Genomic DNA, 26,547 nt, shown 5'->3' with positions numbered 1-26,547 from the left:
TTATAACACTCCTTTTGTACTTGGTAATACCATTTTTTCGACATCGCGTTTTACTGACATTTTTATTGCCTTGGCAAACGCTTTAAAGATTGCCTCAATTTTATGATGTTCATTAGTACCTTCAACCTTAACGTTTAAGTTTGCTTTCGCACCATCGGTGAAAGATTTAAAAAAATGATAGAACATTTCAGTTGGCATATCACCTACTTTTTCTCGATTGAAATCTGCATCCCATACAAGCCAATTTCTACCACCAAAATCGATCGCTACCTGTGCCAAGCAATCATCCATTGGCAAACAAAAACCATAACGTTCAATGCCTAATTTATTACCTAAGGCAGTACCAAAAACTTCACCTAAAGCAATTGCTGTATCTTCAATAGTATGGTGTTCATCAACTTCTAAATCACCGTCTACCTTTATTTCTAAATCCATCTGACCATGTCTGGCCAATTGATCTAACATATGATCAAAGAAAGCCAAGCCTGTTTTAATATCGCTCTTACCTGTACCATCGAGGTTTAATTTAATTTTAATATCTGTCTCATTGGTTTTTCTGTGCGTCTCTGCTTTACGATCCTTCAATTTTAGAAATTCATAAATCTTTTCCCAGTCATTACTTTCCAACGCAATGTGCTCGTCAAGTTCATCTCTTTTAATAGTTATCTCACCAGTACCTAAATTAGTTTCATCATTAATAAATATACCTTTTGATCCCAGATTTTTGGCTAGCTCCATATCTGTTAATCGATCTCCGATTACAAAGGAATTTTTTAAATCATATGCTTCCGAAAAATATTCGGTTAAAAGCCCAGTGCCAGGTTTTCTTGTAGCTGCATTCTCATGTGGAAAAGTTCTATCTAAAAATACTTTATCGAAAATTACACCTTCATTTTCAAAAGAATTTAAAATGAAATTATGCACAGGCCAAAAAGTATCTTCAGGAAAAACATCGGTGCCCAAACCATCTTGATTGGTAATCATCACCAACTCATAATCGAGTTCTTTAGCAATTTTACCTAAATACGTGAATGCCTTCGGGTAGAAAATCATTTTTTCGAAAGCGTCTATTTGCTCATCTATTGTCTCCTTAATTATTGTACCATCGCGATCAATAAATAACACCTTTTTACCGGCATTTATATTTTCTGTATTCGTACTACTCATTACCAATAAGATTTAAGGCTTTTACCAATTTTATACTTTCTTCAATACTACCAATAGTAAATCTCAACGTATTCTCACATAAAACCTGATTGGTTCTATTTCTTATTACTACACCTTGTTCAAGCAATTGTTTATAACGTTTATTGGCATCATCAACTTTTACTAACAAAAAATTTGCATCTGAAGGGTATACCTTTTTAATAAATGAAATATTAGGTAGCATTTGAGTTAGAATATTTTTCTGATTTAATATTTCATTTACTTCAGAATTTATTCTTTGTGAATTCGAAATTCTTTTTATTGCTTGATTTTGAGTTAATTCATTAACATTATAGGGCGGTTTAATTTTGTTTAAAACAGCTATAATTTCTACAGACGCCATACAAATACCTAATCGTATACCCGCCATGCCATATGCTTTTGACAAGGTTTGAGTAACAATTAAATTAGGGTAAACCTTAAGCTTTTTTATCCAACTTTCCTTTGGTGAAAAGTCAATATATGCTTCATCTATAACTAATAAACCCTTAAATTTAGTTAGCAGTGTTTCAATAGATTTTTCATTGATGCTATTACCTGTAGGATTGTTCGGTGAACAAATAAAAATCAATTTTGTATGATTATCAACTTTAGTAAGTATAGCTTCAACGTCGATTTGAAAATCATCAGTTAAAAATACTTCACGATTTTCAATATCATTAACCCCTGCAAGTACTTTGTACATGCCATAAGTCGGTGGAAGTGTAATAACATTATCTAATTTAGGTTCACAAAATGCTCTAAAAATTAAATCCAAAACTTCGTCACTTCCGTTACCTAAAAGAATGTTCTGTGATTTCACATTACGCTGCATCGTAAGAATTGCTTTTAACTTGCGTTGTTGCGGATCTGGATATCTATTTACCCCATTATCATACGGGTTTTCATTTGCATCTAAAAATACCATTGCAGAACCGTTAGAAACAAATTCATCGCGAGCAGAAGAATACGGACTAAGCCGTTTCACGTTCTCTCTTACTATATTATCTAAATTGAAGCTCATTCTTTTAAACTTTTCAATCGTAATGTAACTGCATTTTTATGTGCTTGTAAGCCCTCTGCTTCTGCCATTAATTCAATGGCCTTACCGATATTTTTTATTCCCTCTTCATTAATTTTTTGAAAAGTCATGCTTTTAGTAAAGCTATCGAGATTTACACCACTGTATTGTTTGGCATAACCATTCGTTGGCAGCGTGTGATTTGTGCCTGAAGCATAATCACCTGCGCTCTCTGGAGTGTAATTCCCAATAAAAACAGAACCAGCGTTTGTTATGTTATCAAGATACAAATCTTCGTTCTCTACACAAATAATATAATGCTCAGGTCCGTATTCATTAATTAAATTGATTGCAGATGTATCGTCATCAATAAAAATAAGCTTACTATTTGCTATTGCTTTTTTAGCAATATCTTTTCTTGGTAAATCTTGAATTTGTTTCTGAATTTCTTCTTCAACAGCATCAATTAACTTTTCAGATTTAGAAACTAAAATCACTTGACTATCAATACCATGCTCAGCTTGACTTAATAAATCTGAGGCTACAAAAGCTGCGTTCGCTGAATCATCTGCGACTACTAATAACTCACTCGGACCAGCAGGCATATCAATTGCTACACCGTGTTTTGTAGCTATTTGTTTAGCTACTGTTACATATTGATTTCCTGGACCGAATATTTTGTAGACTTGTGAAATACTCTCCGTACCAAATGTCATTGCAGCAATCGCTTGTATTCCGCCTACTTTATAAATCTTAGAAACACCACATAAACTTGCGGCATATAATATTACTGGATTAATCGCTCCTTCTTTATTTGGAGGCGTACATAAAACTACGTCATTACAACCAGCAATAGAAGCCGGTACAGCTAACATTAAAATTGTTGAAAACAAAGGTGCAGTTCCTCCTGGAATATATAATCCAACCTTTTGAATTGGTCTTTTTTCTTGCCAGCATTGCACACCACCAACTGTCTCTACTTTTACGCTATTCGTTTTTTGCGCTTTGTGAAAATTGTAAATATTAGTTTTCGCTAATTGAATGGCATTCTTTAATTCGAATGGTACTAATTCTATAGCTGCAGCAATTTCACCTTCAGAAACTTCAAAATTGGAAATAGAAACACCATCAAACTTCGCTGTATAACTTTTTAAAGCACTGTCACCGTTTGCCTTAACTTCTGCAAACACAGTGTTCACCGTGCTCTCAATATCAGATACCGTTTGTGTAGGTCGTTTTAAAACTTCCTTCCAATCTTTTTGTGCCGGATTAACTATTCTATTCATTTTCTATTTGAATCAAGTTTCATTAAAAAGTGATGTCCAATAGGATCAAAACCTTGTCGTTCCCAAAATTGTTTTGCTTTTATGTTTGAAACATAACAGTTTACCTCTAATCCGCTACAGCCAATTTGTTTTGCATAGTTCAATAACCAATCGATCATCAGTTGTCCAACTCCCAAATTTCTATACTCAGCTTTAACAAAAACATTATCAGGTTCTATATGTTTCCCAGAATAAAATTTATTCAAAACCCAAATTCCACATATTGCGATTAATTCTTCTTTGTCATAAACACCAATACACTCATACCCACCCATCGACAACATGTTTTTTAGTCTTTTTTGTAGTATGGCATATTCTATTTTATCATTGTTTAAAGCTGAAACCAACGGAAGAATAATCTCCATATTTTTATAAGGAATAAGCTCGATAGTATAGTCGATATTCATCCTCAATATTATAATACCATTTTTTCAATAGGACAAACTAATATTCCTTCTGCTCCTGCTGTTTTCAATTCGTCGATTACCTCCCAAAAAGTATCACTATTAATAACTGTATGTACAGAACTCCATCCTTCTTCAGCTAAAGGTAATACTGTTGGGCTTCTCATACCTGGTAATAATTTTAGAATTTCATCTAATTTATTATTTGGAGCATTCATCAATACATATTTGGATTGACGCGCCTTTAAGACAGACTTAATTCTAAATTGCATCTTTGTTAAGATTGCTCTTCTTTGTTCTGATATCTTTGGTGAAACCGCTAAAACTGCTTCACTTTTTAACATTACTTCAACCTCTTTCAAGTTATTTTTAAACAAAGTGCTACCGCTAGAAACGATATCGCAAATGCCATCTGCTAAACCAATATTCGGTGCAATTTCTACAGATCCATTAATAATATGTAAATCTGCCTTTACCCCTTTTCCTACTAAATAATTTCGTACTGTATTCGGATAGCTGGTTGCAATACGCTTACCTTCAAAATCTTTTACAGAATTATATTTTACAGCTTTGGGTACCGCTAATGATACTTTACATTTTGAAAAACCTAGCTTTTCAACAAATTCTATATCATCACCTTTTTCGATTAAAACATTCTCACCAATTATGGCGATATCTACAACTCCGTCTCTAAGATACTGCGGAATATCTCCATTTCTTAAATAAAACACTTCAAGTGGAAAATTTCGAGAAGACGCTTTTAATTGATCTTTTCCATTGTCAATAGATATACCACAGTCTTTTAGTATACGTAACGAATCTTCATTGAGTCTGCCAGATTTTTGAATTGCAATTCTAATTTTAGTCATTTTATCACTTTAAAGTTTGAGATAAACAAGTAGGTTTAAATACAAAACCCGCTTGATTTCTCAAACGGGTTATAAATTATCTTGTAATACTACAATACATTTTTACCTCGCTTGAGCGCAGTAGTAAAAATGATGATGTGTATTGTTATTTCTCATTACTTGGTAAATGTAAAAGGTTTTTTAGATTTAACAAAAGAAAAGTTCAAAATTGAACACTTTTTCGTTTTCTAAACAGTAATCGCAACAATTTTAATTATTTCCTAAGATTATTGGTAATCCCGATTCACCACCACCTACGACTATAACCTTTGTATTTGGCGACTCTGATAATTTCAATGTTGCATCAATACCCTTGTCTTGTAATATCTTATCAGTTAATGATGCACTAAGTATTTTATTAGCATCTGCCTTACCCTGTGCTTCTATAGTTACTTTTTCGGCTTCTTTCTTAGCAGTAACCAATCTAAACTCATATTCTAAAGATTCTTGTTCTTGCTTTAGTTTACGCTCAATGGCATCTTTAATCGTCGGTGGTAAGGTTACATCTCTTACCAGTATTTCATTTAATTGAATATACTCTCCTTCAACAATTTTTTGTGTCTCGTCAAATATTTCTTGTTGTATGGCATCTCTTTTACTAGAGTACAATTGTTCTGGAGTATATCTACCAACAACACTTCTAGCCGCTGATCTTATCGTCGGTAAAAGTACACGCTGTATGTATTGTGCTCCTTTTTCTTGATGTAATTTCCCTAATGACTCTCTTTTAGGTTCGAACCAAGCTGAGGCTTCTAATTTAATATCTAAACCATTACTAGATAAAACATTCATTTTCTCCATTACCTCTTGTTGTCTCACTTCATAAATAAAAACTTTATTCCAAGGGGCAACAACATGAAAACCTTCTCCTAATGGTGGCTCATCAGTAACAACACCACCTCCAAATGTTTTATAAAGCACGCCTGCTTCACCAGAATTTATGGTTACTGCAGATTTAGAAATTAAAATAATAAGTAATACAGCTGCAAAAACAACTGGTAGTGCAATTTTTGGTAATTTATCCATTGATATAGTGTTTAAAGTAATCCGTTATATTTTCTCAAAATCCATTCTAATGCAAGTGTAAATACAATAATACCTAAGAGGATTCTAAAATCTATCAAAGATACGACTTTTTTAGTGCTTGATTGTACCGGTAAATAACGCTCATCGTCTGTCAGTGCTTTGATAAGCGCAGCTGTATTATCTGAATAATATAAGCTTCCACCACTTTGTTCTGCTAATTGATTCAATTTATTATCATTAGTTGAAACAAATTGTTGTTCTACATCATAATCGAGAATTCTAAAAACTCCTGACTTTGATAAACCTTCATTCGCAACAACAACGGTAAATTGATATTCACCAGGGGACTGATTACTTAAATCAGACTGATAATACCCATTTTTAAGAAGCATTGGAATTTCTGAAGATATTCCGGTATCTTTATTTTTTAATCGTAATTCTAAACCAGCATTCGAATCAAAATCAAAAGTTTGATTAAAATAACTAGCGTTTATCATCGCCTCGTTACTACCTTCATATACAGATTTGAAGTCTAAAGTTAATCTTTCTTTTGACTGATTATCAGACAAATAAATCATTATTTTACCAATCAATTCATCAAATTCTTGAAAATTTTGATTATTTCTAAAATCTTGTATTCTCCATTTCCAAATATTTTCTCCGACAAGTAGTACACTCTTTGTATCTCCATCAGAAATAACTGACAATAAAGGTGATTCCATTATTTGACCCTTTATTTGCATTTGTAAAAGCGTTTCGTATTCACCAATAATCATAATAGGTCCCACATCAGAATCTAAAGGTGGATAGTTTGCAAATGAAATATTAGAAATATCAAATTTTGTAAACCCTTCGTTTTTAATCGGCAGAATTTCTTGTAATGGATAATTTGTATCTAATATAAATTGTTTTTGAATTCTATTAACAAACCTAAAATCTGTATTTGGCCCAAAAATTGACAAAATGTTGACTTTTTTTCTTTGAATATATTCATATAATGACTTAAATGAAGCTGTTGGTTGATATAATATAAATATGTCTATTTCATCTAATTGCTTCTCAGTTGGCTTAATCATTCGAACTGAACGTTGCTCATTTCTTTCTATTGCCTTTTTTAGAACACCAATATCTGGGTGCATCACATCTGATACAATAGCAACATTTGTCTTTTCGTCTATTACTTCTACAGTTAGTGTTTTTTTATTGTTATTTATATTTCGTTCCCCATCAATGGTTGCCACTGAAACCTCCAAATATTTAGTACCTACCGAACCAGCATCTAATAAAGCATTAATTACTTTTGTGTTATTAAGACTTGACAGTTTTACATTTTCTCTAAATACCCTTTTACCATCCAAAGTAATAGAAACCGATTTGGAAATAGTATTTGGTCCTTCGTAAGAAATAAAAAGTTCAACGGGATATTTATTTTTTAGGAAAGCGTACTTGTTAGCATTTACTTGATTAATACGCACATCTTCATATTGTGTAGTATCACCAATGGCAACGGGATAAATTTGTAGTTTGCTATTATTAAGTCCGTAAACGTAGTCTGTACCTAAGGTTTGATTTCCATCAGTAAGTAAAACTACAGCAGTATTATTTCTATAAATTTCATTTAATGTCCTTAAGGCCTTACCAATATTAGTAGATTTTTCAGAAAATGAAATACTATCGACTGGTTTTAATTCTGAGCCAAATGTGTAATTACTAATTTTATATTTTGTGGATATACCATTCGCAGTATTAAGCTCATCCAGTATACTTTGCACTGATTCTCTGTAAACAGAAATTGAAGAAGAATTATCGGTAAGTACAAGTAGATTGGTTTTTTCTACGGAATATTCGTCTTTCGAAAATTTGGGATTTATTAATAATAAAAACGCTCCAAACCAAGTGATAAATCGCAGCAGCGATAGAATAAGTGGCAGTTTTCCGCCTTTCTTTGATTTATTAAAATACTGAAACAGTACCAACCCTAGAGCCACAAAAGCTGCAAGGATTATTAATAGTACTGTTTGAGTATCCATTTAAAAAATTATATTTTAAGGACAGAATTAAGAGCTAAGTATGAGAAATAAAAACACTCTAATCTAGGTAAGCATACCGCCATCAACATTTAAAACCTGACCAGTGATGTATCCAGAAAGGTCTGATGCCAAGAATAAACATGCGTTGGCAATATCTTCTGGAGAGCCCCCTCTTTTTAGTGGAATTCCTTCGCGCCAACCTTGTACTGTTTTCTCATCTAGTTTAGCAGTCATTTCCGTTTCTATAAATCCAGGTGCGATAGCATTACAACGAATATTTCTGGAACCTAATTCCAAGGCAATTGATTTTGTAAAGCCTATCATACCTGCTTTTGACGCTGCATAGTTTGCCTGCCCTGCATTACCTTTTACACCCACAACACTACTCATGTTAATTATAGAACCGGCACGTTGCTTTAAAAAGGTACGTTGTACAGCTTTTGTCATATTAAAAACTGACTTTAGATTTATTTCGATTACAGTATCAAAATCATCTTCACCCATGCGCATTAAAAGATTGTCTTTAGTAATGCCTGCGTTATTTATTAAAACATCTATTCCGCCAAAATCTTCAAGAACTTTTGCTACCAAAGCTTCTGATTCAGCAAAACTGGCAGCATTACTTTTATATGCCTTTGCCTTTACTCCTTTTGCCGTAAGTTCCTTTTCAAGTTCCAAAGCAGGTGCTTCACTTGAACTGTACGTAAATGCAACATTTGCTCCATGTTCTGCAATTACTTCGGCTATTCCTTTACCTATTCCTCGGCTTGCACCGGTAACAATTACATTTTTTCCTTCAAGAAGTTTCATTTTAACTCTTTTTAATGTCAATAATCAAGCAGTTCTTCAAATATAAGTCTTGTTCTTTGATAGACGAAAGAAAAAAAGCCATCCGAAAAAATTCTGATGGCCTTTGTTCTATATCAATGAAATAATTATCCCATTACTTCTTTTACTTTTTTGCCTATTTCGGCAGGAGAATCAACTACATGAATTCCACAATCACGCATAATTTGCTTCTTAGCTTGTGCAGTATCATCACTACCACCAACGATTGCACCAGCGTGTCCCATAGTTCTTCCTGCAGGTGCTGTTTCACCAGCTATAAAACCAACAATTGGTTTTTTACTTCCACTAGCTTTATACCAATTGGCCGCATCTGCTTCTAATTGACCACCAATTTCACCAATCATAACTACACATTCGGTTTCTGGATCGTTTATTAATAATTCCACAGCCTCTTTAGTAGTAGTGCCAATAATTGGATCACCACCAATTCCAATTGCCGTTGTAATTCCTAATCCTTGGCGAACAACTTGATCAGCTGCTTCATAGGTTAATGTACCTGATTTTGAAACTACTCCAACATTTCCTTTTTTGAAAACGAAACCTGGCATAATACCAACTTTAGCTTCACCTGGCGTAATTACCCCTGGGCAGTTAGGACCAACTAATCTGCAATCGCGATTAGCGATATAATTAGAAGCCTTTACCATATCTGCTACTGGAATACCTTCAGTAATTGTAATAATAACTTTAATACCTGCATCCGCTGCTTCCATTATTGCATCTGCTGCAAATGCTGGTGGAACAAAAATAATAGTGGTATCTGCGCCAACTTCTTTTACAGCTTGTTCAACTGTATTAAAAACTGGTCTACCCAAATGCTCTTGACCTCCTTTACCTGGAGTAACACCACCAACTACATTGGTACCGTATTCAATCATTTGTTCGGCATGAAAAGTACCTTCACTACCGGTAAAACCTTGTACAATTATTTTTGAATCTTTATTTACTAGAACACTCATAGGGTATGTGGTTTATTTTTTTCGCTGCACAAAAATATAGCTTTGATTTGAATTGCAAAGCTAAGTTGATCATTGTTGCTTTAATTTTTCTATAATTGATGGAATTTTCTTCACATCAGCCATTTGTTTTAATTTTTTTCGAGCTTCTTCAACTGGACTACCGAAATATGTTTTACCACCCGCAATCGATTTTGATATACCAGTCTGCGCTAATACTATCGCTCCTTTTCCAATTTTTATTGCGCTTGTCACACCAACTTGTCCCCAAAGTGTAACTTCATCTTCAATAATCACACAACCGGCAATTCCACATTGCGCGGCTATCAAACATTTTTTACCAATTACAGTATCATGTCCAATTTGAACTTGATTATCTAATTTGGTGCCTTCGCCAATAATCGTACTACCGGTAACTCCTTTATCAATAGTACAGCTAGCTCCTATTTCAACATTATTTTTTACAACTACATTTCCACAAGATTTCAATTTATCGAAACCTTCAGGTCTATTTTTAAAATAAAACGCATCTGAACCTAAAACTGATCCCGATTGAATTATTACGTTATCGCCAATAATACAACCATCATACAAAGCTACATTAGCATGAATTAAACAATTCTCTCCGATCTCCACATTGTTTCCAATAAAAACGTTTGGTTGAATTATGGTATTCTTACCTATTTTAGCTGAAGAAGAAATTGACGTTACAGATTTTTCAAAAGGTTTGAAAAACTGAGACAGTTTGTTGAAATCACTAAAAGGGTCATCCGAAATTAATAATGACTTTCCATCAGGGCAATCAACTTTTTTATTGATTAGTACGGTTGTAGCAGCACAAGACAGTGCTTTGTCGTAATACTTGGGGTGATCAACAAAAACGATATCTCCTGATTCAACTACATGAATTTCATTCATACCCGTAACCGGAAAGTCATCAGCACCAACATATGCTACTCCAAGAATATCGGAAATCTGTTTGAGCGTATATGTTGTTGGAAACTTCATTTCTTAAAATCTAAATCAATTGGTAAAAAAATAGTTATTATTCTTTTACTCTTTCCATATATGAATTATTCGAAGTATCAACTTTTATCTTATCTCCTTCGTTTATGAATAATGGAACATTAATTTCAGCTCCTGTTTCAACTGTAGCAGGTTTTGTTGCATTAGTAGCAGTGTTACCTTTTACACCAGGTTCTGTATAGGTTACTGTAAGTACAACACTTGCTGGCATATCTACAGATAATGGCATACTATCTTCAGTATTAAAAAGAATGGTAACTACTTCACCTTCTTTTAATAAATCTGGTGAATCTAAAGTATCTTTTTGTAACTCAATTTGGTTATAATCGTCCGTATTCATAAAATGAAAAGTCTGATCTACAGCATATAAAAACTGATAAGATCTAGTTTCAACACGTACATCTTCAATTTTATGTCCCGCTGAAAAAGTATTATCTAAAACTTTTCCAGATGATACACTTCTTAATTTAGTTCTCACAAAAGCAGGACCTTTACCTGGTTTTACGTGAAGAAATTCTATAATTTTATAAATATCGTTATTGTAACGAATACAAAGTCCTTTTCTAATATCTGATGTAGATGCCATGTTTTCTTAATTTGTGCTAAAATAGCCTTTCATTATTCCGCGCTGTGAATTTCTAATAAATTGTAATATTTCATCTCGCTCTGGAGTCGCCTCCATCTCTGCTTCTATTATTTGTGCCGCTTGCGAATTATTAAAATTCTTTTGGTAAAGAATACGGTATATGTTCTGAATCTCTCTAATTTTCTCTGAAGGAATACCTCTTCGCCTAAGTCCTATTGAATTAATACCCACATAAGATAAAGGCTCCCTAGCTGCTTTCACATACGGTGGTACATCTTTACGTACTAACGAACCGCCAGTTACAAATGCATGATTTCCAATCGACACAAATTGATGCACCGCTACAAGACCCGCCAAAATAACATTGTCTCCAATAGTTACATGACCAGCTAAAGTAGAATTATTTGAAAAAATACAATTGTTACCTATTAGACAATCGTGGGCAACATGGCAATACGCCATTATCAAGCAATTTTTACCAATTACAGTTTTATGTCTATCGGAAGTACCTTTGTGTATGGTAGCACATTCTCGAATAGTAGTTCCATTACCAATGGTTACCGTAGTATCTTCACCGTCGTATTTTAAATCTTGTGGTGGTGCCGAAATTACAGCTCCTGGAAAAATATTACAATTTTTACCAATTCTTGCACCTTCCATAATAGTAACATTGGATCCTATCCAAGTACCATCACCTATGGTCACATTATTGTGAATAGTGGTAAATGGTTCTACAACAACATTTTTGGCAATCTTGGCTCCGGGATGAATATAAGCTAGGGGTTGATTCATTCTAGTTTTATTTGACTTTAACTATTTGGGCCATTATCTCCGCTTCCGAAGCTAGTTTTCCATTTGTGTATGCCTTTGCATGCATTTGACATAATCCTCTTCTAATAGGTGACATTAAATCTAGTTTAAAAACCAATGTGTCTCCTGGCACCACTTGTTGCTTGTATCGAACTTTATCAATCTTAAGCAAATACGTCAAATAATTTTCAGGGTCTGGCACTGTGTTTAAAACCAAAATACCTCCTGTTTGCGCCATTGCTTCTAATTGTAAAACACCTGGCATTACTGGTGCACCTGGAAAATGTCCAACGAAGAACGGCTCATTCATGGTCACATTTTTAAGACCTACAACATGAGTTTCTGAAAGTTCTAATATCTGATCTACTAATAAAAATGGTGGTCGGTGTGGTAGTTTTTCCATAATCTGAACTACATCCATCAAAGGTGGTTTGTTCAAATCGTAACTAGGAACATTATTGCGTTTTTCCTGCTTTATTATTTTACTCAATTTCTGAGCAAACTGTGTATTGACAAAATGCCCTGGTTTATTCGCAATTACCTTTCCTCGAATTCGAGTTCCTATTAAGGCTAGATCGCCAATAACATCTAATAACTTATGTCTTGCAGCCTCATTGGGCTGATGTAAAGTTAAGTTATCAAGAATACCATTAGGCTTTACAGATAATTTTTTCTTATCAAAAGCTTTCTCAAGCTTCTTCATAGTAGCATCAGAAATTTCCTTATCTACATAAACAATGGCATTATTTAAATCTCCACCTTTAATTAGACCGTTTTCTAATAATGCTTCTAGTTCATGAAGAAAACTAAAAGTTCGAGCGTCTGCTATTTCTGATTTAAAATCCGAAATTGTCTCTAAGGTTGCGTTTTGAGTCCCTAATATTTTAGTGCCAAAATCTACCATTGTGGTAACTTGGTATTCACTAGATGGTATTACAGTAATTTCGCTTCCTGTAGAATCGTCTCTATATGTAATTACCTCCTTAACTATATATTCATCGCAATCCGCATCTTGCTCTTCTGTTCCTGCAGCTTCTAAAGCTTCAACAAAAAATTTAGATGACCCATCCATAATAGGAGGCTCCGAAGAATTTAATTCAATAAGAACATTATCTATTTCCAATCCAACACATGCTGCTAGCACATGCTCTGATGTTTGAATCTTAACTCCGTTTTTCTCAATATTGGTACCGCGTTGTGTATTTACAACATAGTTGGCATCGGCCTCAATTACCGGTTCACCTTCAATATCAACTCTTTTAAACTTGTAACCATGATTTATAGGAGCTGGTAAAAATTTCATGGTGACGTTTTCACCAGTATGAAGACCAACACCTTTTAAGATGATTTCTTTAGTTATCGTACGTTGTTTTCTTGTGGTATTACTCACAATTATTTTTTTTTTCGAGTTTATCAATCCGTTTTACAATTTTTGGTAGATTTTTAAAGTGCACATAAGACTTGCTAAATTCACCATAATTAAAAGCTGGTGAACCCTGAATTATTTCGTCGTCTTTTACACTTCTACCTATACCCGCTTGCGCCTGTATTCTAACATTATCTCCAATAGTTATATGGCCAACTATTCCTACTTGACCACCAATCATACAATGCTTACCAATTTTGGTTGAACCTGCAACGCCCGTTTGTGCTGCAATTACTGTGTACTCCCCTATTTCAACATTATGTGCTATTTGAATTTGATTATCCAATTTAACACCTTTACGCAATATAGTTGAGCCCATGGTAGCACGATCTATTGTTGTGCCTGCTCCAATATCTACATTATCTTCTAAGATTACATTACCCGTCTGAGGGATTTTTGTGTAGCCTCCTTTTCCATCTGGAGCAAAACCAAATCCGTCTGCACCAATTATAGCGCCACTATTTATGACACAATCATCACCTATAATAGAATCTTGATGAATTTTACCACCAGCAAAAACAATAACATTATCACCTAAAGTTACATTATCACCAATATAGACATTCGGATGAATCTTTACATTGTTACCGAACCTGACATTATCCCCTATATATGAAAAGGCGCCAATGTATAAATCGCTACCGTGTATTAAACTGTCGGTTTTATAAACGGGATTATCAATACCTACTTTCGTGACTTTTGATTCACTATAATATTGAAGTAATTTAGAAAAAGAATGGTATGCGTCTTCTACTTTAATTAAGGTTGTAGTATAATCTTGTTCAGGAACGAAGTCTCTATTTACAAGTGTTATTGATGCTTTGGTAGAATATATAAAAGAGGTGTATTTCGGATTTGCCAAAAAGGTCAAAGACCCGATTTCACCGTCTTCAATTTTTGCTAATTTGTGAACCGCGATATCTGGATTACCATCGACTTCACCTTCTAAAATGCCTGCAATTTGACCCGCCGTAAATTCCAAATTAGTTTAAGTTATTATGCTAGTTGTGTTACAAAAGTAATAAGAAACTATCTTAAATGTATACTATAAATTATTTTCGTCCCTTTTTGTGTGTTTTATCTTTGTAAGATTCATCTTGCAATAGTCTATTTAAAAATACTTTAGCAATTTAGTTTTGACTCTTTGGATAGCAAAAATAATATTTGACAATTGATTTAGATAAGGCATCCAAACTCATCTTATCTAGGGTTTGACCCACATCAGATATTGTTCCTTGCTTATTAACAATTGTAATTTTTTCCTCATCTAAATCGTATGCCTGGTTACTAACTTTACCTTCAAAAACAAAATAAGCAGCTTCGTCTTTAGTTAGATTATTGGTACTAGCAAATTCAGATAATATTTTATCTATTTGCTCTTTTGGCTTTGGATTATCAGCAATAATTACCTTAGGTAATTTTCGGTCAATTATAATATTACAGAGTTCAGACAACACAAAATCTTTATGTGTTCGCCACTCTTTTAATGCCGAAATTATATCTACATCATCTAGTAAGGCAAATTGTTCTAAAACATCAGAATTAAATTCAGCCTTGCCTATTGAATTGTTTAAAAAGAAACTTAAAGCACTACTACAATTTAATTGATGCCCTAACTTAGTTAATTCCTTTGCTCTTGTAAACACACGAATTAACAATTGTTCTGCGGCTAGTGATGTCTTATGCAAATACACCTGCCAATACATAAAACGCCGTGCCATTAGAAATTTCTCAACCGAGTAAATTCCTTTTTCTTCAACTACCAATTTATTATCGACCACGTTTAACATCGTAATTAAACGCTCAGCATTAATATTGCCTTCAGCTACTCCAGTATAAAAACTATCGCGCTTTAAATAATCTAACCTATCTATATCTAACTGACTAGAAACAAGCTGATTTAAAAATGTTTTTGGATGTTCTTTTTTGAAAATTTTGATGGCAGTAGTTAAACTTCCGTTAAACCGATTGTTCAACTTTTCCATAAAAAGTAAAGAAATATGCTCATGCGTAACACCTTCAACAATACTGTGTTCCATCGTATGTGAAAATGGTCCGTGTCCAATATCATGCAATAAAATTGCACAAAGCAAACCTGTTTCTTCGTCCTCAGTAATTTCAACTTGCTTATAGCGAAGGGCTTGGATGGTTATTTGCATTAAATACATGCAACCTAAAGCATGATGAAATCGCGTGTGATGTGCTCCGGGGAATACCAAATATGAAAGTCCCATTTGCGAAATTCTACGCAAACGTTGAAAATATGGATCATCTATTAATTGGTAAATCAGATCATTGGGTATTCGAATAAATCCGTAAATTGGATCATTGAATACTTGCCCGCCTGAAGGTGCGGAATTAAGAGTGTTTATTTGCGCCAAAATAATTGCTTTTAGAGAAGTGATTTAAACGCTTTGCTTTTAGTCGAAAAGTTAAAATCATTTCAATAACAAAGATACTTACTAAATGAACAAGATTACTATACTTTGGGTCGATGATGAAATAGACCTGTTAAAGCCACACATTCTATTTTTAGAAGGAAAAAATTACGATTGTATTACTTGTCCTAGCGGGCAAGAAGCTCTTGATATTCTTAAAGAAAATAAAGTGGACATCGTTTTTCTTGATGAGAATATGCCTGGAATATCAGGATTAGAAACATTGGGTGAGATTAAATTAATGGATGCTTCCATTCCTGTGGTAATGATTACCAAAAACGAGGAAGAATCTATTATGGAAGATGCCATTGGCTCTAAAATTGCAGATTATTTAATTAAGCCTGTTAATCCGAATCAGATACTATTGTCCTTAAAAAAGAACTTAGACCATTCTCGATTGGTTTCTGAAAAAACCACGGCTAACTACCAACAAGAATTTGGTAAAATTGCTATGGACCTTTCTATGGTAAATAGTTATGAAGAATGGGCGCAACTTTATAAGAAATTAATCTATTGGGAGTTGCAATTAGAAGAAATTGAAGATAGTGGTATGTTCGAAATACTAGAATCGCAAAAAGTAGAGGCTAATGCTCAGTTTGGTAAATATGTAGATAGAAATTATGCTGATTGGTTTGAAGGCCACGATGGCCCGGTAATGTCGCATACCCTCTTTAAAGAATGGATTGCTCCAGAATTAAAAAATACCCCTACTCTTTTAATTGTTGTTGACAATCTTAGGTACGACCAGTGGTTTGCATTTGAAGATACGGTGGCGAACTTTTACAAAAAAACAAAAGAAACATCATACTACAGCATTTTGCCCACTGCAACACAATATGCTCGCAATGCCATTTTCTCTGGATTAACTCCTTTAGATATGGAGAAAAAATATCCGAATTGGTGGAAAAATGATACCGATGAAGGTGGGAAAAATTTATTTGAAGCTGAATTTTTAGGTTCACAAATAGACCGACTTGGGTTAAACTTAAAATGGGAATACCACAAAATTACTAGTCTAAAGCAAGGCAAGCAATTGTCACAAAATTTTAAATCTCAAAAGGAAAATGATTTAACGGCCATTGTTTACAATTTTGTGGATATGCTTTCACATTCGAAAACTGAAATGGAAGTTATTAAAGAACTTGCCTCTAATGATAAAGCATACCGTTCATTAACTTTAAGTTGGTTTAAAAATTCGCCTCTATTGGAAATAATACAACAGGCACAGCAGTTAGGTATGAAATTAATTATTACGACTGATCATGGTACTATTAATGTAAAGCAACCTTCAAAAGTTATTGGCGATAAAGACACTAGTCTTAATTTACGATACAAAACGGGACGTAGCTTAACGTATGAAGACAAAGATGTGCTAGCGGCGCGGGATCCAAAATCTATTCATTTGCCAAGTATAAACATGAGTAGCTCTTATATTTTCGCCAAGAACGATTTGTTTTTTGCATACCCTAATAACTACAATCATTATGTAAGTTATTATAGAAATACCTATCAACATGGTGGGGTTTCTTTAGAAGAAATGATTATTCCTTTTGTAGTTTTGGATCCTAAATAAAGAGCTTTAAATGCAATTATTATATTCCTTAGACCAAATAGATAGTGTGGCTAAAGGTATCATTCAAAATACCGCTTTTAAAACACTTTGTTTTCATGCCGAGATGGGTGCTGGCAAAACAACTTTAATAAAAGCTTTGGTTGAAGAGTTGGGTGGCGGTACTGTTGCCAATAGTCCCACATTTGGAATTGTAAATGAATATCATACAGAAGATGGTGAACTCTTAGGATATCATTTCGATTTTTATCGGTTAGAAGATGAGACCGAGGCCTTAGATATGGGCTTTGAAGATTACTTAGCGCAAAACGTTTGGATTTTTATTGAATGGCCTGAGAAAATTCAGTCGTTCTTACCGGAAAACGTTAGCAATATTACAATTGATATTATTGACCCTGTAACTAGAAGATTAGAGTTGGATTAGTGAAGGTGAAAAATTACAGGCACTTGAGGCAAGCAATAAGTAATAATTGTTAGATGTTTACTATTCAATGCTTACTGTTTATTGCTCCTTGATAACTTTAAAACTTAGCTGTGAAATGCAATTATTTTCTACATACTACCAACGAATTCCCTTTTTATGTATTTTTGTATAGAACGTGAACCCTATATAAAACCTAACTTCTTTCCCTATTAATAAATAATGAAGAAGATTATTTTACTGAAATGAGAAAAATCATTTTTGCCCTAATTGCATCTTTTACACTTCTAGCTGTTTCGTGTGAGCCTAATACCTCTGCAAAAGGAGATGAGATTTATGAAGATGATATTAAGAATGATGATTTAAATTAGAACTATGTCCTAAGAAGAATTAGAAATTTAACTTTAAGTCTATTTATTAGACGAATGATTCTACAAGCCTTCCTTTTATCCTTTTCATTAATTATTGTAAATTTGTTAAAGTGCCGTTCTATTGCACTGTAAAATGTAATTATGAACCAACCGAGCTCGCCTTTTAGCAAGTATCAATTGCTTCCTCAAGAAGAAATGCTTGAAGTTTTAAAGCAAAAAGGAGAATTATTTATTGGCATTCCTAAAGAAAATCCGAATAAAGAACGTCGTATTTGTCTTACTCCCGATGCCGTAAATGCAATCACTAGTAATGGTCATCGCGTATTAATTGAAAAAGGAGCGGGTGAAGGTGCTAACTTTTCAAACAAAGATTATACAGAAGCGGGTGCTGAAATTTCTACAGACACAAAGAAAGTTTTTTCTTGTCCATTAATTTTAAAAGTTGAACCGCCTTCAATTGCTGAAATTGCAATGTTGAATCCACAAGCTGTTGTTATATCTGCCTTGCAAATAAAAACACAATGCAAAGAATATTTTGAAGAATTAGCTAAAAAAAGGATTACGGCAATTGCATTCGAATATATTAGAGATGAAGATGGAAAATTCCCTGCTGTACGATCACTTAGTGAAATTGCAGGAATATCATCTGTATTAATTGCAGCCGAATTAATGGCAACAACAAATAAAGGTAACGGACTTATGTTCGGTAACATAAGTGGTGTTCCGCCTGTAGAAGTAGTAATTATTGGAGCAGGGACTGTTGGAGAATTTGCTTCACGGTCTGCATTAGGTCTCGGAGCAAATGTAAAAGTATTTGATAATTCTATAACCAAGTTGCGACAGATTCAAACTAATCTCAAGCAAACTGTTTATACATCAACATTGCAACCGAAAAATTTAATAAAGGCGCTTAAACGTTGCGATGTTGCTATTGGTGCTATCCGTGGTCACGAACGCTCACCTGTTGTTGTTTCGAGTACTATGGTTGAAAATATGAAAAAAGGTGCCGTAATTATCGATGTTAGTATAGATATGGGCGGTTGCTTTGAAACTAGTGAAGTTACCTCACATAGTAAACCTACTATTGAGAAATTCGGTGTTGTGCATTATGCTGTACCGAATATTCCTTCACGTTATCCTAAAACAGCTTCTATTTCTATAAGTAATATCTTTACGCCCTATTTGCTTAAACTTGGTGAGGAAGGTGGATTGGAAAATTCACTTCGTTTTGACAAAGGTTTAAGAAATGGACTTTACATGTACCATGGGATTTTAACTAGCAAAGCCGTTGGTGAGTGGTATGATCTTAAATATAATGATATCAATTTCTTGATTTTCTAAAATGGCATTTATAAAACGTTTGGGTTTTTACCTCTTCGGATTATCAATTGGTTTGGTATTCCTTTCTATATTCTTAAGAAAAAAAGCTGACGAGACCGGAGTTTCGTTCTGTTATTTTCCGAATTGTAGAGCATTAAAAGATATGCGCTCAAAATCGGTAAATTATTCTGATGAATTAGCACAAATGATAGCTTACAACCAGTTAGATACCATACAGGTTAAACAGTTTTTTAAGGAAGGTGAGATTAATTTCAGTAAAAGTGATACCCATGCAAAACCTTGTAAAATCTACCTAATTGAAAAGGAAGTAGATGGGGTTTTAAAGACTTTGACAGTAAAAAATTGTAATACCAAAATTATTATAGAGTCTTTAGAATAGCCTACTTACCTCCTATTCTATTCTTATATTTTCCTACGTTTTCGTTCTTTTTTCAATAATGAAAGTTCTCGCGTTGTTTGTCCTGCTACAGAAGTGTTTTCTTCGGCACGTCTAATTAAATATGGCATAACATCACGTACAGGACCAAATGGAAGATATTTTGCTACATTATAACCCGCATGTGCAAGATTAAAAGATATATGATCACTCATTCCAAACAATTGACCAAAAACAATGTGATCATCTTTTTTATCGATTCCTTTTTCCGCCATCAATTGCATTAAGCGATAACAACTCTCCTCATTGTGAGTTCCTGCGAAAATTGAAATATCATCCAAATTATCAATACTATATGCAATTGCTGCATCAAAATTTTCGTCTGTAGTAATTTTGTCTTTGCAAATAGGGCTCTTATATCCCTTTCTTTCTGCACGTTCCCGTTCTTTCTCCATATAAGCACCACGAACCACTTTCATTCCAATTTTAAAATTCGCTGTTTTAGCTCTTTTATGAAGTTCTTTTAAATAATCCAATCTATCCCAACGATACATTTGTAACGTATTAAAGACAATTGCTCTATCTTTATTGTACTTCATCATCATACCTTCTATTAAATCGTCTGCTGCATCTTGGATATAGCTTTCTTCGGCATCAATTAAAAGCCGAACATCAAGGTCATAAGCCTTTTTACAAGTCTTATCTAAACGTGCAATCACACGTTTCCATTCTAATTCTTCGTCCGCAGAGAGCTTCTTTTTAGCGTTAACTTTTTTGAATAAAGAGAAGCGGCCGTAAGCGCTTGGTTTGAATACAGCAAAAGGTATAGCCTCTTTTTCTTTTACAAAATCTATAATTTTTAAAATAGTATTTAAGGCATTGTCTAATGGATCTTCGCTGTCTTTTCCTTCTACCGAATAATCTAAAACGGAATGTACTCCCTTAGACCACATTTTATCTACAACCGGTAAACAATCATCTTCACTTACACCGCCACAGAAATGATCAAAAACAGTAGCTCGAATCAATCCTTCAACAGGTAAATGTGCTTTTATAGCAAAATTGGTCATCAAGGTTCCCATTTTCACCAATGGCTCATTGGCAATCATTTTAAATAGAAAATAAGCACGTTCAAGTTCAGAATCAGACTTAAGTGCAAAGGCCGTTGCTGTATCCTCAAAAATTCGTTCCATTTTTACAATTTTATTTAAGGGATAAAGATAAAGACAGAAAATATATTTTTTTGCTAATTATTTACCTTTATTTTGCACTCTTATCGAGAATAAATATTCTTGTAAATTCTATAAAAATCTTAATGATGGAATCTATAGTAACCGAATCTTCTGCAGTACATTTTAATGAACAAGCTTTTACACAGCTTCTTAATCATGTTTCATTAAACTCGTATTCTAAAATATTTGTGCTTGTTGATGAGAATACAGAAATCCATTGTTTGCCTATTTTTAAAAGCAAGGTGAATTTTGATTTTATTCTTTTAAAAATTACATCTGGTGAAATACATAAGAACATAGAAACTTGCATGCAGGTTTGGAACGACCTAAGTAATTTAAATGCAGATCGCAAAAGTTTACTAATTAACCTTGGTGGTGGTGTTTTAACTGATTTAGGGGGTTTTGTAGCTTCTACATTTAAAAGAGGTATAAAATTCATTAACATACCGACAACGCTACTTGCTATGGTAGATGCCTCTGTTGGTGGTAAAACTGGAGTGGATTTAGGTGTTTTAAAAAATCAGATTGGCGTGATTAATCAGCCAGAAATGGTTCTAGTTGTTTCCAATTTTCTTAAAACTTTAGAAAAGCGTCAATTGCACAGTGGTTTTGCAGAGATGCTTAAACATGGCTTAATTCAAAGTGAAGCATATTGGCAAGAATTGAAACTGGTCTCAGATTTTAATAATTTAGATAAACTAATTCATGATTCTGTTCTTATTAAAAATGATGTGGTTTTAAAAGACCCAACAGAGCAAAACTTAAGAAAAACACTTAATTACGGACATACACTAGGCCACGCAATTGAATCCCATTTTCTTGAAGATGACAGTAAGAAAACCTTGCTACATGGTGAAGCTATTGCTATAGGTATGATTTTAGAAGCTTATTTATCTAAGAATTTAACAGGATTATCACAATCGGCACTAAGCGACATATCTAAAACCTTTTTGTCTCGTTATGAGAAGGTTAGATTTTCTGATGCAGATATAGCGATTATATTATCGCTATTAAAATTTGATAAAAAAAATTCCCACGGAAATATAAATTTTGTGCTACTCAATAATATAGGTGAAACGCAGATTGATGTTAAAATTGATTCTAATTTGTTTAGTGAGGCATTTTCTTACTACAAACATCTCTAACTTCATATACTAAAATTAGACATTGACAACTCTTTCCAGTATCGAATGCTAAAAATGTATAGTTTAGTTTTCGATAAGTACCATAAGACTTTTTATAAATAGTTTTGCGGCTTATTCCCCAAATTTTGCCCATTAAAAAACCTGAGTAATCAGACCTAAAAAACCTATTATGTTACGTAAACTTATTGATTACAAGAAGCTTGACCATCAATTAGCAGCATTATTGATTGAAACTTACCCAGATGGGTATGGTGATGATGATATTATCACTTTCCAAAATGCAAGTGGTGAATATGTACAAGCAGTAGAACTCCAAACCAACGACACTTTCTACTTAGTAAAGATTAGTAAGAGCCTTGCCAATTTTATTGCAACTTTTGACGATACGATTGAAAGAGAGCTTGATGCTAGTTCTTCTAGAATATTAGAAGAGGTGGAATCTTCTGACATGGAATTTGAGCAGAACTTAGAAAACGAAAATGAAGAAGAAACAGATTTAGAATAAGACCACCTCTAAAGGTATCTTTCTCTGATTATGTTTCTATGGTGTTTCTGATGCCCAGAAATTATAAAGCCAATAGCTGCAACACTCATTTCAGAATTGCTGGTTATGCCTCTATTTCGTAGTGTCTGTCTATCAAAATTTATAAAAAGCGAAATAGTAGCTTTTCTTACAATCTTGTATTCTTCTATTAAGCTTTCCTTTGACCGACGGTTCGCAAAAGAATTTGGCACATAGTCGTTTTGTTCAAAACCTGGTAAAGGTGTTTTATCACCTCTAGAAATGCGTAACGCACGGTATTGAAAAATTCTTTCAGTATCTATAATATGAAGTAACACTTCAGCAAGAGTCCATTTGCCCTTATCATAAGCATAATAGAGCTTTTCATCAGGTATACTCTCCATGAACTTAGGAAAATTCTGCAATTGCCTTTGATGTACATCTACTAAAGATACATCGTCTAAAGTATCTATGTAAGTCTGAAAAAAAGAATTGTAATCGCCAACCTCCAGTTCAGACTTTCTCATATTTATTTTAACTTACAATTCATTAAAAATTGTATGCATTAAACGTTTCTTATCGTTTATGCTCTCTTCTAACGAAATCATAGTTTCGGTACGACTAATACCATCAATATCATCAATTTTAAAGATGATATTTTTTGCGTGATTTGTGTCTTTTGCTCTAATCTTGCAAAATATATTGAATTTACCAGTGGTTATATGTGCAACGGTAACATATGGTATTTGATTTAAACGCTCCAAAACAAATTTTGTCTGATGTGTTTTCTCTAGAAAAATTCCAACATACGCAATAAAGGCATAACCTAGTTTAATATAATCTAGTGTTAATGAAGAGCCTCTAATAATACCTGCCTCTTCCATTTTCTTTACACGTACGTGAACGGTACCCGCAGAAATTAAAAGTTTTTTTGCAATATCTGTAAAGGGGGTTCTTGTGTTGTCAATCAACATATCAAGAATCTGATGATCTATTTCGTCCAATTTTACTTTGGCCATAATCGAATTATTTTTTGCAAAAGTAAGTAATAATGCAATAATATTTAATTATTTGATGAATTTTCTAAATAATACGTAACAAATCAAACAAATCTTAAATTAATTATAAATTATTGTTAATTAATAAACAGAGTTGTGTTTCTCTCTTTAAGTCAGATAGTTGGCTCTCAATTGAGCAGTCATATATTTTATGACCAAAATAATTTGAAAGGTTTCCTGTTTTTTCAATTTTAGGACTGAATACTACTTCATTTTCTTCTAAAACTTCCACAAATTGAAAGGCTAATGAATCGCCTCTCTTTATTTTGGGATTGTAGTCATGAGCATTTTTAATTATGATGTCATAAAATTGCTTCCCATTCTCGGGTATTTTAAAGTAATCTTCAAAATTATAATTGGCAATGGTATTACTTCCAATAGTAGTTATTGAGGTTATAAGGGCATTGAATATAAGTTTTCGCACTTCTTCCCTTTCATAGTCATTTGGATAATGGCCCGCTTCAAATAATATTGTTGGACAATTAAGGTTTTGAAAAGTATCTCCAACGCAATTTAAGTTAAACCCATCATCGTATCTACCAACACCTCCAGGTATAGATTTCTGTAGCATATCATTCATCGCTACAATTAATTGCATGGCCGTTCGGCGCGTTTCGGTTACATTTCTAGCTTCATCTACAGAAGGCGATAAAAATGAAACTGTGGCCGGTTTATCTGTAGTACCAACATTATAAAAAGTACGTTGCCCGTGTAAATTAAAAGCAAAGTGTGGCCTAAAAGATTTAAAAGTTTCTCTTAAAACTTTACTTTCAGGCTGGGTTAAATTCTGTGCATCACGATTTAAATCGACTTCATTAGCATTCACTCGTGTATAAGCTTCAGCCCCATCAGGACTAAGAATTGGAATTATTTTTATGGTACAATTCTCCAATAATTCCTTAGCGGCAACCTTATTTGTATTTAAAAAGTTCAGTAAATCTAAAGCTGCTTTTGTCGTTGTAGATTCATTTCCATGCATTTGAGACCACATAAAAATGCGTTTCGCACCAGTACCAATAGTTACACTTTTTATAGGTCTTTGCTGAACAGAACTTCCTATCGTTTCTATGGTAAATGATTCATTTAGATTGGACAGTGCGTCTTGAATCGAATCATTTGTTATATAACGTCCGTAAAGACTGGCTACTTTAATTTCGTCGTAATTAATTTTATCAATCATGTGGGTCATACTAATTAGAGCAAATGTACTTTTAAATCTAGTTACATAACAATTCTAATTTGTGTACATTGGCTACTTTTTACCTTTTTTGATTAAACTATGGTGTCTATTTTCGTTATTTTTACCAGATGGCACGGTACACTATAAGTATATTATTTTTATTGATTTTCACCTCTTGTTATCAACCAGAAAGAAACTGTAAAGATTTTAAAAACGGTAAATTCACTTTTGATTATATGGTCGATAGTGTATCAAAAACCGGTATTTTTACACGCAATGATGATCTTAGTATCGAATTTTACGAAGGTAAAGTAGACAGCTCTTCTGTGCGTTGGGTGAATGATTGTGAGTATATTGTAAAGAAAATCAATCCTAAAAGTATGGCAGAAGAAAAACCAGTACATATCAAAATATTGACAACCACCGATAATTCTTATACATTTGAATTTAGCATTGTTGGTAACAGCAAAACGAAATCTAAAGGAACCGCCATCAAAACCAAATAAACCATGTTTGAAATTTTTGCCAACCCAGATGCATGGATTGCGCTGATAACATTAACTTTCTTAGAGATTGTTCTTGGTATTGACAATATTATTTTTATCTCTATTGCAGCAGGAAAATTAGAACCAACAAACAGAAAGAAAGCGACTAATATTGGTCTCATTCTGGCAATGGTAATGCGTATTGTTTTGTTATTTGGTATTACTTGGCTCACGGCAATGAAAAAACCTTTTTGGGTTTTTAATGAATCTTGGATTACAGGCGGTATTAGTGGACAAGCAATTATTCTGTTCTTAGGCGGATTATTTCTGCTTTATAAAAGTACACGTGAAATACATGAAAAAGTAGAACACAAAGGGCACGATGAAGTTGAAGTGAAAAAATCAAGATCTACTTCGTTGACCAAAGCTATTGTGCAAATAACAATGATTAACATAGTCTTTTCTTTTGATTCTATTCTTACGGCAATTGGAATGACAAATGGTATATCACCTAACCCAAATGACGCGTTAGTTCTAATGATAATAGCAGTAGTTATTTCTGTGGTTATTATGATGTTGTTCGCTAACCCTGTAGGAAAATTTGTAAACAGACACCCTTCTATTCAAATATTAGGACTATCATTCTTAATCTTAATTGGATTTATGCTTATTGCAGAAGCTGCCCATATAGGACATGTAATTGTGTTCGGTAATGAAGTTGGCACTATTCCTAAAGGGTATCTCTATTTTGCTATTGCATTCTCACTATTAGTTGAATTCTTAGACTTAAGAATGAAAAAAAATACCAATTCTGAAATAAAAGAAATTTCTTCAGACGAGTAATAAAATAATAGACCTTCACAGAAGATTTAAATG

The 26,547-nt window shown here is 33.5% G+C and carries 28 protein-coding genes; 9 read left to right on the top strand and 19 right to left on the bottom strand.

The window, feature by feature from the left end; genetic code table 11:
- From hisB to UH7x_RS17025, 15 genes are all read right to left on the bottom strand, one after another.
- Positions 1-1,167 carry a bifunctional histidinol-phosphatase/imidazoleglycerol-phosphate dehydratase HisB gene (gene hisB / locus UH7x_RS17095; RefSeq protein ID WP_482361134.1) on the bottom strand — a complete coding sequence of 389 codons (1,167 nt, stop codon included), beginning with the start codon at positions 1,165-1,167 and terminating at the stop codon, positions 1-3.
- A complete protein-coding gene (hisC, locus tag UH7x_RS17090; RefSeq protein ID WP_482361133.1) occupies positions 1,160-2,209 on the bottom strand; it encodes a histidinol-phosphate transaminase in 1,050 nt (349 codons plus the stop codon). Before hisC ends, hisB begins: the two co-directional genes overlap by 8 nt.
- A complete protein-coding gene (hisD, locus tag UH7x_RS17085; protein ID WP_482361132.1) occupies positions 2,206-3,492 on the bottom strand; it encodes a histidinol dehydrogenase in 1,287 nt (428 codons plus the stop codon). Before hisD ends, hisC begins: the two co-directional genes overlap by 4 nt.
- On the bottom strand, positions 3,489-3,938 hold the full coding sequence (locus tag UH7x_RS17080) for a GNAT family N-acetyltransferase (RefSeq protein ID WP_482361131.1): 450 nt from the start codon (positions 3,936-3,938) through the stop codon (positions 3,489-3,491). The genes hisD and UH7x_RS17080 overlap by 4 nt, the downstream gene beginning before the upstream one ends.
- 8 nt (positions 3,939-3,946) lie before the next feature.
- A complete protein-coding gene (gene hisG / locus UH7x_RS17075; RefSeq protein WP_482361130.1) occupies positions 3,947-4,804 on the bottom strand; it encodes an ATP phosphoribosyltransferase in 858 nt (285 codons plus the stop codon).
- Between the two features lie 249 nt (positions 4,805-5,053).
- Positions 5,054-5,869 (bottom strand): prohibitin family protein, encoded by an 816-nt coding sequence (locus UH7x_RS17070; protein ID WP_482361129.1) that lies wholly within the window; start codon positions 5,867-5,869, stop codon positions 5,054-5,056.
- A gap of 11 nt (positions 5,870-5,880) precedes the next feature.
- The gene (locus UH7x_RS17065; protein WP_482361128.1) at positions 5,881-7,899 is read right to left on the bottom strand and encodes a VWA domain-containing protein; all 2,019 of its coding nucleotides are present in this window, start codon (positions 7,897-7,899) and stop codon (positions 5,881-5,883) included.
- Positions 7,900-7,962: 63 nt separating this feature from the next.
- Complete coding sequence (gene fabG, locus UH7x_RS17060; RefSeq protein ID WP_482361127.1) at positions 7,963-8,709, bottom strand: 3-oxoacyl-[acyl-carrier-protein] reductase; 747 nt, start codon at positions 8,707-8,709, stop codon at positions 7,963-7,965.
- Positions 8,710-8,834: 125 nt separating this feature from the next.
- The gene (sucD, locus tag UH7x_RS17055; RefSeq protein WP_482361126.1) at positions 8,835-9,707 is read right to left on the bottom strand and encodes a succinate--CoA ligase subunit alpha; all 873 of its coding nucleotides are present in this window, start codon (positions 9,705-9,707) and stop codon (positions 8,835-8,837) included.
- A 69-nt stretch (positions 9,708-9,776) separates the two neighbouring features.
- Complete coding sequence (locus UH7x_RS17050; protein ID WP_482361125.1) at positions 9,777-10,712, bottom strand: UDP-3-O-(3-hydroxymyristoyl)glucosamine N-acyltransferase; 936 nt, start codon at positions 10,710-10,712, stop codon at positions 9,777-9,779.
- Positions 10,713-10,749: 37 nt separating this feature from the next.
- Positions 10,750-11,316, bottom strand: a complete 567-nt coding sequence (efp, locus tag UH7x_RS17045) for an elongation factor P (RefSeq protein ID WP_482361124.1) — start codon at positions 11,314-11,316, stop codon at positions 10,750-10,752.
- A gap of 6 nt (positions 11,317-11,322) precedes the next feature.
- Positions 11,323-12,108 carry an acyl-ACP--UDP-N-acetylglucosamine O-acyltransferase gene (lpxA, locus tag UH7x_RS17040; protein ID WP_482361123.1) on the bottom strand — a complete coding sequence of 262 codons (786 nt, stop codon included), beginning with the start codon at positions 12,106-12,108 and terminating at the stop codon, positions 11,323-11,325.
- Positions 12,109-12,115: 7 nt separating this feature from the next.
- Positions 12,116-13,516: a bifunctional UDP-3-O-[3-hydroxymyristoyl] N-acetylglucosamine deacetylase/3-hydroxyacyl-ACP dehydratase gene (locus UH7x_RS17035; protein ID WP_482361122.1), complete on the bottom strand. Its 1,401-nt coding sequence runs from the start codon at positions 13,514-13,516 to the stop codon at positions 12,116-12,118.
- Positions 13,509-14,534 carry a UDP-3-O-(3-hydroxymyristoyl)glucosamine N-acyltransferase gene (gene lpxD, locus UH7x_RS17030; RefSeq protein ID WP_482361121.1) on the bottom strand — a complete coding sequence of 342 codons (1,026 nt, stop codon included), beginning with the start codon at positions 14,532-14,534 and terminating at the stop codon, positions 13,509-13,511. The genes UH7x_RS17035 and lpxD overlap by 8 nt, the downstream gene beginning before the upstream one ends.
- Positions 14,535-14,682: 148 nt before the next feature.
- Positions 14,683-15,924, bottom strand: coding sequence for an HD domain-containing protein (locus tag UH7x_RS17025; RefSeq protein WP_482363624.1), 1,242 nt, complete (start codon positions 15,922-15,924; stop codon positions 14,683-14,685).
- A gap of 94 nt (positions 15,925-16,018) precedes the next feature.
- On the opposite strand from UH7x_RS17025, the gene porX reads away from it, so the two are divergent.
- The 5 genes from porX to UH7x_RS17000 all read left to right on the top strand — a co-directional run bounded on the left by porX (position 16,019) and on the right by UH7x_RS17000 (position 20,072).
- Positions 16,019-17,563 carry a T9SS response regulator signal transducer PorX gene (gene porX, locus UH7x_RS17020; protein WP_482361120.1) on the top strand — a complete coding sequence of 515 codons (1,545 nt, stop codon included), beginning with the start codon at positions 16,019-16,021 and terminating at the stop codon, positions 17,561-17,563.
- A 10-nt stretch (positions 17,564-17,573) separates the two neighbouring features.
- Positions 17,574-17,984, top strand: a complete 411-nt coding sequence (gene tsaE, locus UH7x_RS17015) for a tRNA (adenosine(37)-N6)-threonylcarbamoyltransferase complex ATPase subunit type 1 TsaE (RefSeq protein WP_482361119.1) — start codon at positions 17,574-17,576, stop codon at positions 17,982-17,984.
- A 242-nt stretch (positions 17,985-18,226) separates the two neighbouring features.
- Entirely contained in the window at positions 18,227-18,352 is a 126-nt protein-coding gene (locus UH7x_RS17010; RefSeq protein WP_482361118.1) for a hypothetical protein, read from the top strand.
- A gap of 141 nt (positions 18,353-18,493) precedes the next feature.
- Positions 18,494-19,693, top strand: a complete 1,200-nt coding sequence (locus UH7x_RS17005) for an alanine dehydrogenase (RefSeq protein ID WP_482361117.1) — start codon at positions 18,494-18,496, stop codon at positions 19,691-19,693.
- Position 19,694: 1 nt separating this feature from the next.
- Positions 19,695-20,072: a DUF4258 domain-containing protein gene (locus UH7x_RS17000; RefSeq protein WP_482361116.1), complete on the top strand. Its 378-nt coding sequence runs from the start codon at positions 19,695-19,697 to the stop codon at positions 20,070-20,072.
- Between the two features lie 23 nt (positions 20,073-20,095).
- Here UH7x_RS17000 and UH7x_RS16995 read toward each other — a convergent pair whose 3' ends face one another.
- The gene (locus tag UH7x_RS16995; protein WP_482361115.1) at positions 20,096-21,262 is read right to left on the bottom strand and encodes a proline dehydrogenase family protein; all 1,167 of its coding nucleotides are present in this window, start codon (positions 21,260-21,262) and stop codon (positions 20,096-20,098) included.
- A gap of 125 nt (positions 21,263-21,387) precedes the next feature.
- Here UH7x_RS16995 and aroB point away from each other — a divergent pair, with 125 nt between their 5' ends.
- Together aroB and UH7x_RS16985 are read left to right on the top strand one after the other, a co-directional pair.
- Entirely contained in the window at positions 21,388-22,446 is a 1,059-nt protein-coding gene (gene aroB / locus UH7x_RS16990) for a 3-dehydroquinate synthase (RefSeq protein WP_482361114.1), read from the top strand.
- A gap of 169 nt (positions 22,447-22,615) precedes the next feature.
- Positions 22,616-22,951 carry a hypothetical protein gene (locus tag UH7x_RS16985; protein WP_482361113.1) on the top strand — a complete coding sequence of 112 codons (336 nt, stop codon included), beginning with the start codon at positions 22,616-22,618 and terminating at the stop codon, positions 22,949-22,951.
- Between the two features lie 8 nt (positions 22,952-22,959).
- On the opposite strand, the gene UH7x_RS16980 is transcribed toward UH7x_RS16985, so the two are convergent.
- From UH7x_RS16980 to UH7x_RS16970, 3 genes are all read right to left on the bottom strand, one after another.
- Entirely contained in the window at positions 22,960-23,475 is a 516-nt protein-coding gene (locus UH7x_RS16980) for a DinB family protein (protein WP_482361112.1), read from the bottom strand.
- Between the two features lie 12 nt (positions 23,476-23,487).
- The gene (locus tag UH7x_RS16975) at positions 23,488-23,967 is read right to left on the bottom strand and encodes a winged helix-turn-helix transcriptional regulator (protein WP_153754447.1); all 480 of its coding nucleotides are present in this window, start codon (positions 23,965-23,967) and stop codon (positions 23,488-23,490) included.
- A 103-nt stretch (positions 23,968-24,070) separates the two neighbouring features.
- On the bottom strand, positions 24,071-25,186 hold the full coding sequence (locus UH7x_RS16970; protein ID WP_482361111.1) for a M14 family metallopeptidase: 1,116 nt from the start codon (positions 25,184-25,186) through the stop codon (positions 24,071-24,073).
- Positions 25,187-25,314: 128 nt separating this feature from the next.
- Here UH7x_RS16970 and UH7x_RS16965 point away from each other — a divergent pair, with 128 nt between their 5' ends.
- Positions 25,315-25,692 (top strand): DNA topoisomerase IV, encoded by a 378-nt coding sequence (locus UH7x_RS16965; protein ID WP_482361110.1) that lies wholly within the window; start codon positions 25,315-25,317, stop codon positions 25,690-25,692.
- Positions 25,693-25,695: 3 nt separating this feature from the next.
- Positions 25,696-26,514: a TerC family protein gene (locus tag UH7x_RS16960; protein ID WP_482361109.1), complete on the top strand. Its 819-nt coding sequence runs from the start codon at positions 25,696-25,698 to the stop codon at positions 26,512-26,514.
- Positions 26,515-26,547 lie beyond the last annotated feature (33 nt).

It is taken from the genome of Aurantibacter sp. UH7 (assembly GCF_056839165.1).
The sequence above is the reverse complement of the archived record's forward strand: the minus strand, read 5'-3'. Positions and strand labels throughout refer to the sequence as shown.